14 protein-coding genes are annotated in these 15523 nt (G+C 45.3%); 6 read left to right on the top strand and 8 right to left on the bottom strand.

The annotated features are described in order from the left end of the window. The first annotated feature begins 19 nt into the window (after positions 1–19). Together NDI44_RS22835 and NDI44_RS22840 are read left to right on the top strand one after the other, a co-directional pair. On the top strand, positions 20–817 hold the full coding sequence (locus NDI44_RS22835; RefSeq protein ID WP_190415931.1) for a hypothetical protein: 798 nt from the start codon (positions 20–22) through the stop codon (positions 815–817). Between the two features lie 32 nt (positions 818–849). Further along, entirely contained in the window at positions 850–1386 is a 537-nt protein-coding gene (locus NDI44_RS22840; protein ID WP_190415932.1) for a hypothetical protein, read from the top strand. Between the two features lie 121 nt (positions 1387–1507). On the opposite strand, the gene NDI44_RS22845 is transcribed toward NDI44_RS22840, so the two are convergent. Then, the gene (locus NDI44_RS22845) at positions 1508–1750 is read right to left on the bottom strand and encodes a helix-turn-helix domain-containing protein (protein WP_190415933.1); all 243 of its coding nucleotides are present in this window, start codon (positions 1748–1750) and stop codon (positions 1508–1510) included. A 110-nt stretch (positions 1751–1860) separates the two neighbouring features. Between NDI44_RS22845 and NDI44_RS22850 the strand changes: the two genes are divergently transcribed. From NDI44_RS22850 to NDI44_RS22860, 3 genes are all read left to right on the top strand, one after another. Continuing rightward, positions 1861–2169: a hypothetical protein gene (locus tag NDI44_RS22850; RefSeq protein ID WP_190415934.1), complete on the top strand. Its 309-nt coding sequence runs from the start codon at positions 1861–1863 to the stop codon at positions 2167–2169. Continuing rightward, entirely contained in the window at positions 2162–2455 is a 294-nt protein-coding gene (locus NDI44_RS22855; RefSeq protein ID WP_190415935.1) for a helix-turn-helix domain-containing protein, read from the top strand. The genes NDI44_RS22850 and NDI44_RS22855 overlap by 8 nt, the downstream gene beginning before the upstream one ends. A 104-nt stretch (positions 2456–2559) precedes the next feature. Further along, a complete protein-coding gene (locus NDI44_RS22860; protein ID WP_190415936.1) occupies positions 2560–3873 on the top strand; it encodes a hypothetical protein in 1314 nt (437 codons plus the stop codon). 44 nt (positions 3874–3917) lie between these two features. On the opposite strand, the gene NDI44_RS22865 is transcribed toward NDI44_RS22860, so the two are convergent. The 7 genes from NDI44_RS22865 to NDI44_RS22895 all read right to left on the bottom strand — a co-directional run bounded on the left by NDI44_RS22865 (position 3918) and on the right by NDI44_RS22895 (position 11544). Further along, entirely contained in the window at positions 3918–4427 is a 510-nt protein-coding gene (locus tag NDI44_RS22865) for a TniQ family protein (RefSeq protein WP_190415937.1), read from the bottom strand. Next, complete coding sequence (locus NDI44_RS22870) at positions 4427–5263, bottom strand: TniB family NTP-binding protein (protein WP_190415963.1); 837 nt, start codon at positions 5261–5263, stop codon at positions 4427–4429. The genes NDI44_RS22865 and NDI44_RS22870 overlap by 1 nt, the downstream gene beginning before the upstream one ends. Before the next feature lie 2 nt (positions 5264–5265). After that, entirely contained in the window at positions 5266–6927 is a 1662-nt protein-coding gene (locus NDI44_RS22875) for a Mu transposase C-terminal domain-containing protein (RefSeq protein ID WP_190415938.1), read from the bottom strand. Positions 6928–7245: 318 nt separating this feature from the next. Next, positions 7246–8091: a class I SAM-dependent methyltransferase gene (locus tag NDI44_RS22880; RefSeq protein WP_190415939.1), complete on the bottom strand. Its 846-nt coding sequence runs from the start codon at positions 8089–8091 to the stop codon at positions 7246–7248. A 426-nt stretch (positions 8092–8517) separates the two neighbouring features. Beyond that, entirely contained in the window at positions 8518–10083 is a 1566-nt protein-coding gene (gene kaiC / locus NDI44_RS22885; protein ID WP_190415940.1) for a circadian clock protein KaiC, read from the bottom strand. A gap of 94 nt (positions 10084–10177) precedes the next feature. Further along, positions 10178–10492: a circadian clock protein KaiB gene (kaiB, locus tag NDI44_RS22890; RefSeq protein WP_190415941.1), complete on the bottom strand. Its 315-nt coding sequence runs from the start codon at positions 10490–10492 to the stop codon at positions 10178–10180. A gap of 104 nt (positions 10493–10596) precedes the next feature. Further along, positions 10597–11544 carry a circadian clock protein KaiA gene (locus NDI44_RS22895; RefSeq protein WP_190415942.1) on the bottom strand — a complete coding sequence of 316 codons (948 nt, stop codon included), beginning with the start codon at positions 11542–11544 and terminating at the stop codon, positions 10597–10599. A gap of 371 nt (positions 11545–11915) precedes the next feature. Here NDI44_RS22895 and NDI44_RS22900 point away from each other — a divergent pair, with 371 nt between their 5' ends. Beyond that, positions 11916–15305 carry an ATP-binding protein gene (locus NDI44_RS22900; protein ID WP_190415943.1) on the top strand — a complete coding sequence of 1130 codons (3390 nt, stop codon included), beginning with the start codon at positions 11916–11918 and terminating at the stop codon, positions 15303–15305. Positions 15306–15523 lie beyond the last annotated feature (218 nt).

Below are 15523 nucleotides of genomic sequence, written 5' to 3' on the forward strand. Positions count from 1 at the left end.
GCAAATAGAAGGAGAAAAAATGGCTCTCATTGACTCTTACGACATTGGGGAACTGCATATAGAAATGCATTCATATACTTCTGATGTCGCACAGCATCCTGGTGTACGTATTGAAGTTCCTATGGGCTATAGAGTTCTAGGTGGAGGGGCAACTGTCAATTGGGATGGTCAAGGCAATTTGCTGACTAGTATTTATCCAGATGGCGATCGTGTTTGGGTTGCCACTTCTAAAGATCACAAGGAGGCAAGCCCTGCTTCCATAACAGGATATTGTATTGCTGGACGAATGAAAGATGGGACACCTATACCCGGTGATGATTATTTGATTGTGAGACAGGATAGCGTGCCTGCTAACCATCCATCTACTGAAGTAGTTCTTCCTAGTGGATGGATTCTTGTTGGTGGTGGTGCAAGAGCCAACTGGACAAGCTATGGGAGTTTGCTATTTGCTTCATATCCTGGTGGAGGTAATAGTTGGATGGCTTCTGCAAAAGACCATATTTCGCCTGATATTGCTACAGTTTCAGCTTATGCAATTGGTGTTAAGCAGTCTTTTCTTGAGCGAGTGGGACTAACAGTCAATCGAAAGAGTCAAACTTCTGGAACCGCAACTGCACATCCAAGCGTAAGCTGTGTTCTTGAGCATGGATTCAGATTATTGTCTGGAGGAGCCAAAGCAAATTGGACGGGAGAAGGTAGTTTACTCACCGCAAGCTTTCCGCAAGATCGCCATACATGGGTTGCGCGAAGTAAAGATCATGTTGCCTCCGATCCTTCTACTATCACCGCTTGGTGCGTTGGAATAGGCGATAAGTGACTTCCAAAAAATAAATTATCCTAACACCAACCTTGGGTGGCAAATGCTGTAAAACTCGGCTATGGCAGATTCCTGCCATAAAAATTCTGTACAAAGTCGTAAAGCGATCGCTCATTCACTCCCTCCCAACTTCTCCAGCAACGCCTGCCACGCCTCAATCTGCTGCTGTAGCTGCTGGAAGCGATCACACCTTGGAGAATGAGGAAAAGCGATCGCTCATTCATTCCCTGCCAACTTTTTCAGCAATGCTTGCCACGCCTCAATCTGCTGCTGTAATTGCTGGATGCGATCGCACCTCGAACGATGAGGAAAAGCGATCGCTCATTCATTCGCTCCCAACTTCTCCAGCAACGCTTGCCACGCCTCAATCTGCTGCTGCAATTGCTGGATGCGATCGCGTTTGGCATGAGGTAAGTATGCGATCGCTCATTCATTCCCTGCCAACTTATCCAGCAACGCTTGCCACGCCTCAATCTGCTGCTGTAATTGCTGTATGCGATCGCCTTCGACCGATTTTAGACACAGAGATTGCGACTACTGTACGGCGACAAACTCCGCTGGATTTCTGACAGCGATAGACAGACTGGGGAGTTGCGATCGGCACTAACACATCGCTAATAAGTAAGCTAAAGTTCAGACTGGATGAGTGTTGTAGTCCTAAAGCTTGCCAGGTCAAGAAAGATTTTCTTGCTAACCTTCTACCTCAACACCGTAATCAGTCAACAAACGAGCAATAGATGTATCCAGGGCTTTTGCCAGCTTCTCAATATTTTTCAGCGAGGGATTGCGAGTTCCCGTTTCGATGCCTGAAACGTAATTGCGATGAAGCCCTGACCTTTCAGCCAGTTCTTCTTGGGATAAATCTAGTTCTCGCCTTCGCCGCCTAATCGCTTTGCCAAAGCGGTACTCAATAGTGTTGTTGTTTTGTGTCACAAAACAATACTGAACGAGTACCGCAGCTAAATCCACCTATTATCAGTGAGTTTTTGCACATTATAAGTGTTATAAGGGGAAGTAGTACAGCCTCAGACAAGCAAGTTCCTATGTCTAACGCTACCCAGGCTCCACCCTTCGCTTTACCAGAGGTTTTCCCAGAACGCATTCCCCAACTCCAATGCCAATTGGGTGAATGGGTTTACTGGCATCAAGTTCTCAACGGAGATTTTGGTCTTATCATCGGTGTCCTCTACACGTACGAAGCCAGTTGTCTTGCCACCAGACGACACTATCTAGTCTGGCTGGATGAGAAAAGCCTTTCCTACCACATCACTAATTTCGGCTTTGCCTTTAAAGACGATATCCAACCTTTAAGTCAACTAGAACTAGAAGCAATGAGGAGCTACTATGCCTGACGATCCTCAAGCTCAAAAACGGCAACAATTGCTAGAACTACACAACCAGATGTTTATATCTCCTAGTGAGTTCAGCTTTCGATGGGGTTTGGGTTATCAAGAACTAGCGCAAATCTGTCAAATCTCTAAATCCACCACTTATCACTGGTTAGCCGGACAAGCCAGCCGTAGAGAAACTGGTAAACCCTATCAGCGCATTATGGCTGTAACCGATATGCTACTGGAGAATAGCGATCTAGTTTTCCCATTAATAGAACAATGGCAAGCAATGAGAAAAAAACTTTAGCTAACTAAGTTTTGCAATTTGACAAAACTTTTTAGTAGAGAGTTGACCTCAATAAAAATTTGGTACTACAGTGCAAGTAATTTAATAAATATGCTCTCAGTTCAATGAACCGGATTCCCCAATATTACGACAATCAATCTCTTCCTCCAATTGAGATTTGCGATAATACCATATTGATTTGCGACTTAGAGATAGTAAGCAGAGATGCAGTAAACTACCTGCAAAGATTACCAGAAGCAGAATACGAACAAGCTTGTATTCGAGCGTTTGAGGTGGGTATATTTTGCCTAGAAAGAACCCAAACCAGCCAAGATACCGAATTTGTCAAAAGGCAGATTGAGTCCTTAATGGCTGAAGTCAATCGCGCTGTCACTGCTATTCCGAAAGCTGTTCAAAAAGAATTAGTTACTAAAATTGGTACGGCTGAAGGTCAAGTATTAGCGCCAATCAATGCTCAAATTAATCTAGCATCAACTGTCCTCACATCGCGATTGAATGATGTCAAAACCTTGCTGTCTAAAGATATAGACCCTAGTAAAGAATCTTCTGTTTTGGGCAGCATTCTCAAAAATCTCAAAACCTTCTTAGACCCCAAACGCAGTGACTCAATTCAAGGCATATTCACAACCACCATCGAAAGTGTCACTGCTGAAAATGGCACTTTAGCTAAAGTTATCAAAACTGTCGTTAGTGAATCAATCAAACCTCTGACTGCCGAAGTAGACAAACTGGCTCAACAATTTCGCGAACGAGAAGTAGCCGAATCAGTTCTTCAACAGACAATCGCTAAAGGTACTACCTACGAGGAGTCTGTAGTAGCTGAACTGCAAAACTGGTCAAAATTTAGTAATGCCGAAGTTTATTATGTCGGTAATGATAAAGAATCTGGCGATATTGTCATCAAACTGACTCCCAACTCACTGATTCCAACACCAATCTCGATTGTGATTGAAGTCAGAGACAGGGAATCGCAGCGTTGGGGCAGACAAAGAATCGCTCGACAACTAACTCAAGCAATGGCTCAACGTCAAACCAACGCTGCTATTTTCTTGAGCCGTTCTCGCGATGGTTTGGCTCAAGAGATTGGCAATTGGGCGGTAGGCGAATGCGAAAACGGTCAATGGGTAGCAACTAGCCACGAAATGCTAACTGTCGCCATTCAGTTTTTGATTATTCGCCAACAATTAGCGAGTCAACAAAATTATTCGTCTCAACTGGATTGCGGTGCTATAGAGGCGCAGATACAGCGAATTGAAACGGCATTAGACTGTATTACCAAAATTAATACTTACCTAACTAATTTACGGACTAACGCTGACGCAATTCAGACGCAAGCCAAAGCACTCAAAGCTGAAATCCGTAGCGCCCTCGAATCAATCCAAGAAGCTATTCGTGTTGTCTCTGATGAAGGTAAGTGAGCTAAATTAGTTTTCTACAAAAATTATGCAGTTATGGTAAATCATCACAGACTGTTTCTTTTACCCTTTTGCATTTTTCCCATTTCTGCAAAAGTTGTAAAACAACGCTGACACCATCCATCTGCCCACAAAGCAGGTATTTTAAACCTTGCGCCACACTTGGGACATTCTGAAAGTAAACTTAGCTGGTGGCGATCGCATCCCTGTGTTGTCTTAAACTGCCACTCAATCTTGTGACAAGGGGACTCACCATAACACGCCCCACACAAACGAATTGGTTCGTGCTTCATCCCCACCCCTTCAGGCGGTAACATCTCCCACAAGCGATCCGCATCCACCTGAACCACCTTCGCCAACGCTTCCAACTCCCTGCGCGATGGAAACGGATTGAGATAGAATTTTTCCCATCGTGCTACAACAGCACCGATTCCTGCTTCTTTCCCTAACCTTGAAGTAGATAAATTATTTTCCCGTCGAAAACGTCCTAGAAAATGACTCAAACTCTCGCCTTCTAGTGGTGCGATCGCAAACAACCAAGGTTGAATCTGATCCATCACTTATATTCCTGTGCTACCTGTTGCAAAGTTGCCTGATCAATCTTCATCAATCCCTTCTCTAAAGCTCTAATTCCCGCTTCCCGCAAAATCATATCCATCAACCCGATATAACCGCCCGTTGCTTCGCCTAAAATCTTCAACATTTGCTTAGTACCCAGATTTGACGGTACAGGTAAACGCAATACATCTTGTTCCCAAATCTCTACAGTTTCTTGAAACTCATTCCCCTGCAACTTGCCAAAACGATAAGAAGCACGGAAACGGTTATGAACCTGTTCATCACGCTTAATCACGGTATCAAGGCGATCTGTTCCTACCAAAACCACAGAAATACCCAAATTATCAAAAATATCTCTCACATCAGCGAATGTTTTGGGCTTTAACCGATCCGCTTCATCAATAATCAACATTTCGACACCGCAGCGTTTCAAAACCTGTAGCGTCCGACTGCGAATTTCCCCCACGGTTCCCTTCACCATCTTGTATTTCAGATGTTCAATAATCACCCGAAATAGCTCTCCTGAACTGCATTCTTGCGGAGGTTGAATATACACTACAGGCACAATCGGAGGTTTGCCTACTTCTTGAATTGGTCTGTGCCTTAATCTATAAGAATCACAGGCTACAGTCTTCCCTGTACGCGACTCCCCTACAACTCTACAAGATTGACGCGATCGCCGCTTTCCTTCTAACCAATCATGGAGTTTGCTAACCTGCTCCAACTCAACAATGCTTTTGCCTCTTAATCGTTCAATTTCTGCTTGTAATTTTGGCTCTAAGGACTTAATTTGACCTAATTGTTCAGCAACAGTTTGAGCTTTATCTTCCGCCATGATTACCATCCATAATCCTCTTTTAATTGGTCATAATTCAATACCCTTGGTTTCCTTCTAGGTGCAGGCGTATCTTCAATCTCTTGTTCTGGTTCAACTTCAACAGGCTTGGATTTCAAGACAGCAGAGTGTAATTGTTTTTGTTCTTCCTTCTGTCGTTCCTTCTTGGTCTTTTTATTGGCAACAAAAATATCTCTGTCTCTTACTTCCTCCAAAATCGAATGATTACTAATGGTTTTCCCTTTTTCCCGAATCTTCTGATTACTTGCCTTAACTTCTTCCAGCGATACTTGTTCTGTCTCTAACCCAGTTGCATAAGCTTTAGCTAAAAATACTTCTTTATCTTTTTGCCGTTGATAAACCAGCACACTGGTAATATCTCTAGGGTCATAGCGCAAAACCACCCGTTCCCCTGCATATCCTGCTAAATGCTCTCCTTGATACATCAAATTCTCAAAGCGGATATAGCCCTCTCGGTAAATTGAGCGATTGGTTTGCTTCATCAAACAAATATCTAAATCTCGCTCACCAATTAAATCTGGCGTTGCTAATAAACCTGCTTCCCAACGCTGATAGCGCGTCTGAGCTCCCATGCGCTTATCTATCCGTTGGTTATAGCTATCTACGATGTAGCGGACAATTAACTTTTCCAATTCCCGCAGAGTTACACAAGCTTCCTTTTCCGCTTGTTCTGGACGTTGCTGCACATTTGATCCAACGTATCCAGGTAATCCCGAAAATAACTCTGTATTCAGAGTCCCAAACGGACGCTCAACCACACCACCTTCACTAGGGCGATCGCGTAGAATACAACTAAAACCTAACTGTACGCCAATTTGCTTTAAGTGTTCCGAGCGAAAATCTTTGCCGCCATCTGTAAATAAGTATTCTGGTTTGCCATACGTTCCCCACTGGCAATGCAACCCATACTCAGCCCCATAGTTTTTGCGTAACATCGCATGACGCAACGCCAACGCTACTACTTGAGCACTTGGCGCATCAAACCCCACGCGAATGCCCAGAATGCAGCGTGAGTAAGTATCAATTACTGTCGTTAACCAGGGGCGACCTATAATTTCTCCCTCTATATCAACCACCAGCGCATCGACCCAAGTATGGTCACACTGCCACACATGGTTGCTGTACTCCACTGAAATATCGTCACCTGTGCGGGTTTTAACCGATAACTGTGAACCTCGCCACCCTGGACTACGAACCCCTTTCTTTTGCTCTTGCGCTTCAATCAAGGGCTGTAATACTCGATAAACCGTGCGGTAATTCGGATAATCCGCTTCTCTTAATTCCTTAGCTCTAACTTCAACCCTTAAAGCAACCTGCTTGCGGGAGATCCGCTTACCACCCTTATTCCCCTCACGGTAGGTTTTGATAATAAAGTCTTGCCACTCTTGAGAAATGCGATGCTTGCCTTTATCTGCCCTCTCTGTGCCAGTTAAGGCTAGTAAACCTTCTGCTTGCCACTTTTCTACCAATCGCTGCACCGTTCTTACTGATTTGCCAAGTTTCTTGGCAGCTTCTTTGAGTCGTTGCCCGTAAGTTTGGCGATCGCACGGTTCCAGCAAACTCTCAATAATGTCTAGTTTCAGTTTCGCCTCATGCGAGAGTTCAGTCACAATTGCAGAGGCATCATGGTTATCTGCCGTCATCTTTTAACAATACTGTTTAATTGCAACATAGTACAATTATACTGATAGCGACAAACAATCTGTCAAAGATGATAAAAATCCTCGTTTCCGAACTTGGACAACTAATTTGGCAATTTCCAGAGATTAGACACTTAATTTGTCAATTGACTCCAAATGAGGGTAAAGATAGTAAAATAGCCTGTAACCCTTGTATAGTGATGGTTACAGGCTTTGATTTAAATGCGACAAATAATTTGTCAAGATGACATTTAATTAGTCAATCGACAAAAGCTCTAAAAAGAAGAGACGCGATCGCGTCTCTTCTTTAGCCTTTAAACTTTAACCTTTCGAGTAAACGCAATAACCACTCGCCAAAATCCCTTTTAAAAATTTGGAAGGATTCACTTCCCGCTCGATATCTGGCGAAGCAGAAATATCAACTCCCCTCAGTTGTTCTGGTAGCAGGGCAGATTTATGGGGTTTTATCGTGTATTGGGGGCATTTTTGCGAGAGTTGGGAATTTTTCAGCAGCCAGTTGATTTCCCGCAACGAGTATTGCTTTAAATCGGCTAAATTGAGTCCGGATTTCCTGACTTTCCTCAAAACGTTATCCAGAATATTTGCCGGACAGTATCGGTTGTAAAATAAATCCTCAAAAATAAAGACTCCCCCTGGCTTGATGACACGAGCAATTTCTGCCAGGTTCTTGCTGAGTTGTTGTTTTTCTAGGTGAAGAAAAACACTACTTGAGATTACAAATTCTATTGAATTGTCCTCAAAGGGCAACTGACCCATTGGCATACAAATCAAAGAAAAATCCGATGAAGAGAATAAATTGTATGCCTTATGAAAGGTCAACATCCGACGCAGCATATTTTCGGAAATATCTATTCCGTAATACTGATTGCAGGTAATTTTTTTTTGTTTTGAAAGATAGGCAGCATGTCTGCCATATCCACAACCCAGATCCAAAATCGAATCAAAATGTTTGCCTGTTGGAATATTCTCCCAAATTTCTTTAGGAGTTTTTTGAGAAAGGGTAGTTTGTTCCCATTGCAGTGAAGCTTTCTCCCAGATTTGCTTCAGATTCAATCTGGAATCAGCTTCATAGTTTTTCGGGAAAAATATCTCATTGAGCAGTTGAAAATTGTTTAACTGAAGTTGAGATTTTTTTAAGGTCGGCATTTGACTCAATCTCCTCCCCTAGGCTGTGGTTGGATGAAAGCGACTATTTTGTATTCTTCAGTACCCCAGCCTTAAAGATTCGGGTAACTCCGTAAATATCCGGACTGATGTTCTTTATATTTAATCTTTCCTTCAAAAATATTGCTATGGCTGAGAGCTTATCTTTACTTAAGCTTTAAATAAAAAGAGAGCTGACCGCAGAAGTATAAAGTTTCTGTAAAGAAGACTGAAATTCTCAAGACAATAAATTCTGGATTTTCTCGTAAAATCAAGGCTTCTAGGCGATTTAACCGTTTTCAATCTGTTTCCAAATTAGGAAAAATGACCGCACTCCGGGTTGTGGGTGAGAAAATGCTTATATCCGTATATCTTCGGATATAAGCCTAAAGATAGAGTCGTTACCGATTCCAGATGCTGAAAGCAGTATTAGATTTCTGTATCGTCAGTGTTTTCCCTCATCCCTCTGACAATTCGGGAGAGTTCGCTCTTTTCATCAACCGCAATCCGAGTAGGAGAACCACTGATAATTCGTTCGTAATTCCGGAACGAATCCTTAATTTCAGCTCCTGCATCACTAATCGTGTACTCGCGGATGCCTTTTTCATGCCACGAACCCCGCATTTTAAAGACATTGATAGCGCGGGACATTTCACCGCGAATTTCCACATATTGCAGCATCAAAATCGTGTCTGTAATGGTGGAAATATGGGAATCCGTAATCGAGTGGGAACCCATAAAGTGGTCTGTGGTATTGGTAAAAAAGCCAGTGATTTCCTCTTGCTTGGCATAACCTGTAACACCAATCACAAACTGCCGGAAGGCGTTGTTGCTGACGCCTCGAGCTAATGCCGAAAGCGAATCAATGGCAATGCGAGACGGCTTGAATTCAGCAATTTCCGACTTAATCATCTGCAAGTGGTCTTCTAACCCAGCCGACTCTGGATAGGTGCAAAGGATTCTCAGCAATCCTTTTTGTTCCATCTCCTCAAAATCAATGCCCCAAGAGTAGGCATTGCGAGACAGTTGGGCACGAGATTCTTCGTAGGCAAACAAAATGGCACGTTCGTTGTTCGTACAGGCAACTTGCAAAAATTTGCTGACTAAAAGCGTTTTGCCAGTACCCGTGGCACCCGTTGTCAGAATGATAGAATCTTTAAAAAATCCACCTCCACACATTTCGTCAAGGGTTTTAACACCCGAAGACACCCGGACATTAGAAGAACGCTGGGTGAGCCGCATCGCTCCTAGCGGGAAAATATTGATGCCATTATTGGTCATGGTGAAAGGGTATTCCCCTTTCATGTGAGTGGTGCCACGAAGTTTAAGAATTTCAATCGTGCGACGACGGCGTTCTCCTTCCAAAACGTTGCGGACAATTGCCACGTTATCGGAAACAAACTCTTCTACTCCGAACCGCGCCACCGGGCCATATTCTTCGAGCCGTTCCGTCGTCATCACCGTAGTGACGCCAATTTGTTTGAGGCGAGCTACTAAGCGAAAAATTTCTCTTCGTACCACAGAAGCAGCATCATATTGCTGAAAAACAGCGGTGACAGAATCGATAGAAACCCGCTTAGCTTTGTATTTACGAATGGCGTACTGAATCCGCTCAATTAGGGCGGAAAGGTCAAAGTTCCCGACGACTTCCTGCCCTTCCGGATCGGGTGAAGCATCCAGAATAAATAACTTTCCTTCATCAATTAAGCGTTGCAGATCCCAACCAAAACTGGAGGCATTTTTGATAATATCGGTAGGAGATTCTTCAAAGGTAACAAATACCCCAGGCTCATCAAAATAGGCAATTCCATGATAAAGAAATTGAACGGCAAATAATGTCTTGCCAGTTCCAGAAGTACCACTGAATAAGGTAGTTCTCCCTAAAGGTAAGCCTCCATGACTAATATCATCGAAGCCTTCAATCATCGTCCGGATTTTTTGTACTCCCACCGGAGCCAATTCGGCTTGTGGCTCAATCGGATTAGTTTTACTCATCGCTCTTCAGTCGCAAAAATTGGCTCTACTTGCAAAAACGGGCTAGGAAACCTACAACAGTTTAAAGTCTAAAGTCTCCAGTCCGAATTAAAGTTTATAAATCCGCTTCGGCTTCAGCAAGTTCTTCATAGAGAATATCTAGCCCTACCAAGACTTTTTCCCGATCTGAAAGATCCCCAATGATTTTGCGGACTGGAGGCGGTAATACTTTTGCTAAGGTGGGTGTGGCTAATATTTTATCTTCCTCTGCCAGTTGCGGATTTTTGAGAACATCGATCACTTTAAGAGCGTAGACACCTTGAAACTCGTGTTCGAGGATATTTTTGAGTGTTGTCAAAGCTCGTACAGAATTGCTAGTATTTCCAGCAACGTAGAGCTTGAGAACATAAGTTTTCTTTAGCGCACTCATAGCTTAGGGATTAGGGTAAGAGTTTTGGAGTGGGAAATCGGGATTGTCTAAAGTCTAAGGTTTTTTTCGGAGTCTGCTTTAAATGAATCGCTTAAAGCGTAGGCTCATGACTCTCTAGGAATGGAACGGCGATACATTTCGCACAAGTGAGCAATGACATCAATTAAAGTCAATCGATAGTCCAGTAAGACTTCTTCACTCCGCCCCTCTAATTTCAGTTTTTTGGAAAAATCATCCATTAATTCCATGTGAATTTCAACAATTTGAGAAACAGAGAGATCGGCAAAAAAAGCCGTTGTCACAAATTGGTCGATTATTTGATTGAGTGTACTCTCTGTGGAAAAGTAACTGAGAACAATTTTGCGGTATTCTGCTCGTAGTTGCTGTAAAAGTTCTTGCTTCTCCGTTCGGGATAGATAGCGGAAAAAAGACTGTGGATTTCGCTTATAGTACACACCCAAGTATCCTAATCGCTCCTTAAGTTTTTCAGACAGCCGTCGCTGCTGTAGCATGAGAAAATTTTGAGTATGCAACTCGGTGATGGGATCGACGGTGATGGAGCGATCTGGCAGGAGACAGGTGGGAGCAAGAGTAAGAAACTGAGCGATCGCCTGTTCAATCAACCGCGCGATCTTGTCCGCTTCGGTTGCAGCTACATAAACTTCCCCAGGGTGGTAGATGTAAGTCTCCAAGGCTTGGGTAGAGTTCGGGGCGGTACGGGGGGGATTTTGCCCCTCTAGGGTGGTCGATCCCTGACTGGCTTCGTCCGCTACCCCGGATAAAATCACAACTGGCAGCAGTATGCCTTGTTCGTATAAACGATTGACGAGGGGGCGCAACGATGAGTCTTCTTGTAAAACCAAACAATCAATTTGTTGCTTGTACTGCTCAACCCAGTCAAACAACTCCGGTAAGGACGATATCTGGTTTAGAAGATAGCGATGTTCTATGGCGATCGCTTCTTTGGGGGATTGGCTGCACAATGAATCGCGTAAGGACTGTGCCAGCGACTCCGAGCGCACAAAAGTACAAATAGACAGCGGATGATGCAAAACTTTAACTATTCTAGAGTAGAAATTAAATTACTGTTTGTCTGGAGACATCGCTCAGGAGGAGGATCTCTCACCGGCATTCTTCATTAACTACTTAATATTAATTTAATCATTAATCCAATTGTTATTAATTGTAATTAGTAGGCTCAAGAAGCCCCCTCGACCGAGGCATAATTGAGCAGTACCTTGTTTTTGCTTTTTTAAAACTAGCTCTACGAAATTCAACCTTTGTCAACTCCTTTTTAAATACCTATAGGCTGTAGGCAGGGAAAAACCCAAGCGCTCTCCGCACCTACTGAGCCTCAGCGATGAATTCGAGCGGCGACGTACTGCGTGCGTTCTTGTTGCACTTTCCCCTAGCCAGGTTGGTCATGTCCATATCCACTCCCAGTTTAAAGGAATTTATCGAGCCAGTTCCCGTTTGCGAACAAACAGTGGCATTGGTGAGGGTGCTGGAGATTTTTAGCTCTGGTAGTTGCGATCGCCTGGTGGTGGTCAGCGAACAACAACATCCACTGGGAGTCATCAATCTGCGGGCAATGATGCCTCATCTTCTAGTAACAAATTCGTTCAGCCAAAAAAATTATTTAGTTGCTCCTTTGACGCTGGATTTACAGCAACCTCTGTGTCATCTAAATTTTCCGCTGATTGAACGGTTGACAACGTTACCGAGTCAGCTGTCTCTGAAGGAATTTCGCCTGTATTTGCGCTCATGCAATTCCCAAACACCGCAACATTGGGCTGTGGTCGATCCCACTCATCAATTCTTGGGTTTGTTAGATAGCCAGCGGATCTTGAAATTCATGGCAACCGCCGAAGGCAGCGAGGAATGGGGCATCGGCAGTAGTCAGAAGAGAGCTTCCCAAGCCTATACCCCAGAAGAACTCCAAGAAGACGCGATCGCCTTGCGGGAAGCAACCCCGCTCCGAGAAGCCGCCCTCCAGGCATCCGGACATCTACGCAAACCGCCCTTCCCTTGGTCAGTCGCAACAAACACAGTTCAACGCCCTGCTGCGGAGAAGCCGACAGGGGGACAAGTGGGGCAATCGCACGGCGGGCACAAAACCTTAGTGCAACTGTTGGAACAACTGCCATTGCCTTTAAGGTTGCAAACAAGTTCTGGACAAGCGATCGCCCAGAACCTAACTTGGCGTCAGCAGATTGGGGAAAGCTTTAACCCACCCGTAGTACAGCAAGAGGCACCTGCCAGATTAGATTCCTTGCCCTCGGTGTGGAGCGAGATATTCGCCGGAAGTTCTAGCGCCCAGGAAATTCAGCCTGCTCGGCGATGGGAGCCTTCAAAGCAAAGCAACCGATCCGATTTGGGTGCAGATGAAGCCTCTGTTAGCGGTGATTCTGCCAGCGTGATGTCAGCGACAGAAGCCACCCTGACTCTAAATAACCCTCTCGATAATTCCTCAGCAACCCAACCTTCTAGAACCTGGAAAAAGAGCAACGAGCGCATTTGGCAGTTTGTCAAAATTCCCCTGTGGCAGAACGGGGCTGAGTTAGAACTTCTCGAAACCTTAGGCAAAACCCCAGTACAGGAGTTCCGAGGAAATTCTTATCTTCCCGCTTCTTCCTCTTCACTGAATCCTGACCCGCAATCTTCAGCACTCGGCACTGACTTATGGCTGGTGATGGCAACTGATATCACGGAACAGCAGCAGGTTGCCAAGGAACTAACGGCTAAAAATGCGGATTTGGTGCAACTCAACCGGATGAAAGATGAGTTTTTAGCCTGTATCAGCCACGAACTGAAGACTCCCCTAACTTCCGTGCTGGGTTTATCCAGCTTGCTCAAGGATCGGGTACTGGGACAGCTGAACGAGCGTCAGGAACGCTATGCAAAGCTGATTCATCAGAGTGGGCGTCAGTTGATGACGGTGGTCAACGATATTTTAGATTTGACCCGCATGGAGACGGGGCAGTTGGAACTGTCGCCAGAACCCGTGAATCTTCTGACAGTGTGCGATCGCGCCTTATCTCAAGCGAGACAACTCCAGACCTTAAAAGACCAACCGGCAACGGGGCATGAACCAGTCAGCAACGCCAAAGAGGAACTGGGTTTTACGCTCAGTATCGAACCTGGATTAGAAACGATTGTGGCGGACGATTTGCGTCTGCGCCAGATGCTCACTCACCTGCTTTCCAACGCCCTCAAATTTACCGAAGCGGGCGGCGAAATTGGACTGAAAGTTAGTCGGTGGGAAGGCTGGATTGCTTTTACTGTTTGGGACACTGGCATTGGTATCCCAGAGGCAAAACAACATTTAATTTTTCAAAAATTTCAACAGCTAGAAGACCCGATGACCCGCCGCTTTGACGGGACGGGGTTGGGGCTGGTTTTAACCCAAGGTTTGGCTCGTCTGCACGGTGGGGATGTTTCCTTTATCTCCAAACCCGGTGAGGGAAGCCAGTTTACCCTGCTACTTCCTCCGATTCCCCCGACGCGCAAGGAGGAAGGAAGCCGGATGAAGGCTCAAAAAAATCGGGATGCATCCTTCACTCCCCATCGTTCATCCTTGAACCGCAATCGGTTGATTTTGATCGTCGAAGCCGCACCTCAGTACATCGACCATCTCACTCAGCAACTCACCAGTTTAGGCTATCGAGCTGCGATCGCTCGTTCCGGGACAGAAGCCCTCGAAAAAGCACGGCGATTTCAGCCACAAGCCATACTGCTCAACCCGTGCTTGCCCCTGCTTTCCGGCTGGGACGTGCTGACTCTGCTCAAATCAGACGACCAAACCTGCCACATTCCAGTCATCGTGACAGCCGCTAACGCTGAAAAAGAGCAAGCCGCCTCCAACCGAGCAGACGGCTTTTTAACGCTGCCCGTCCAGGCGGAAACTTTACGCCACAGCCTGACTTGTTTAACCAAGCCAAAGCAATGCACCAACGTCAGCCTGACGATTTTACATCTCACTTCTCTTGAGCAAGCCGCGATAGAATTTTCGCCCACCGCATTGGGACTCTCGCCAAATCACCGGGTTCTAGAAGCCGACGATCTAGAACAGGCAGAACTTCTGGCTCGCGTTTGGCAGCCGGATGTCGTTATCCTCGATGGTGGGGGTCTAGAAGATCCGCTTGTCTATCTCCAACAACTTGCCTCACAGACGACCCTAGCTTCTCTACCTTTAGTAACGCTAGATCGCCCGACGACTGAGGCGGCAAATCAAGTGAGCAGTCTTTGTGTCTTTCCCTGTTTGGCAGGAGATGGGAACGATCACACCGCCGCCTTATTGCAGGTGATTCAGATTGCCGTCGGGATGAGCTGTAAGCCAAGCATTTTAGTCGTCGATGCGCGATCGCTGATGGATTTGTCGGCAAGCGTCAATCGCTACCCGACCACCGAAGCCTTCGACCCTCGATTGTTCGCGAAACCCCAGCGGGGCAGCTCGAAGGCATCGCCTCTGATTCACTACCTACAAAAAGCCGGGTTTAGAAGTATACTTTCACGCTCTTGGACTGAAGTATTGCGGCAACTTCAACAGCAAAACGTTGATTTATTGCTGATCGATCTGGCAGACATGGAGCTAAATCCAGCCTTGATGGAGGCGCTGGCTTCCTTGAGACAGATGCCTTTTCTGCCGCCGATTTTGGTGCTTGAGCATCAAAATGATGGGGTCGATGAACCTACCTTAGAGTTGCCGGAAATCCTCAGCGCGATCGCTACCAAAATTCTGCGCGTGCCCACCCTATCGATGGCAGAAGTGTTAGACCAAATTCACCAAACCCTTACCCAATCAACCTACTAACTCTCATCCCCACCTCACCTTCTCGTTCCCCGGTGCAGGGGTACGGCATTGCCGTGCCTGCTGAAATGTTGGCATGGGCGACTACCTGCTCAGGCCATCTATAAGCAGTAACTTTTTATACACCTGTTTCCCGGCGTATTTTCCCTTGACAATGCCATAATTCCTTGAGTATATTGCACTAGTAGTAGAACATTTGTTCTATTTAAAGGCTGTGTTCC

This window comes from Trichocoleus sp. DQ-A3 (genome assembly GCF_039961975.1).
Lineage (GTDB): Bacteria > Cyanobacteriota > Cyanobacteriia > Cyanobacteriales > FACHB-T130 > FACHB-T130.

Coding starts and splice junctions, on each gene's coding strand:
- NDI44_RS22865 (WP_190415937.1), bottom strand. CDS start 4,427: ATGGATCAGATTCAACCTTGGTTGTTTGCGATCGCACCACTAGAAGGC.
- NDI44_RS22835 (WP_190415931.1), top strand. CDS start 20: ATGGCTCTCATTGACTCTTACGACATTGGGGAACTGCATATAGAAATG.
- NDI44_RS22900 (WP_190415943.1), top strand. CDS start 11,916: ATGTCCATATCCACTCCCAGTTTAAAGGAATTTATCGAGCCAGTTCCC.
- NDI44_RS22860 (WP_190415936.1), top strand. CDS start 2,560: ATGAACCGGATTCCCCAATATTACGACAATCAATCTCTTCCTCCAATT.
- kaiC (WP_190415940.1), bottom strand. CDS start 10,083: ATGAGTAAAACTAATCCGATTGAGCCACAAGCCGAATTGGCTCCGGTG.
- NDI44_RS22870 (WP_190415963.1), bottom strand. CDS start 5,263: ATGGCGGAAGATAAAGCTCAAACTGTTGCTGAACAATTAGGTCAAATT.
- NDI44_RS22880 (WP_190415939.1), bottom strand. CDS start 8,091: ATGCCGACCTTAAAAAAATCTCAACTTCAGTTAAACAATTTTCAACTG.
- NDI44_RS22875 (WP_190415938.1), bottom strand. CDS start 6,927: ATGACGGCAGATAACCATGATGCCTCTGCAATTGTGACTGAACTCTCG.
- NDI44_RS22850 (WP_190415934.1), top strand. CDS start 1,861: ATGTCTAACGCTACCCAGGCTCCACCCTTCGCTTTACCAGAGGTTTTC.
- NDI44_RS22855 (WP_190415935.1), top strand. CDS start 2,162: ATGCCTGACGATCCTCAAGCTCAAAAACGGCAACAATTGCTAGAACTA.
- kaiB (WP_190415941.1), bottom strand. CDS start 10,492: ATGAGTGCGCTAAAGAAAACTTATGTTCTCAAGCTCTACGTTGCTGGA.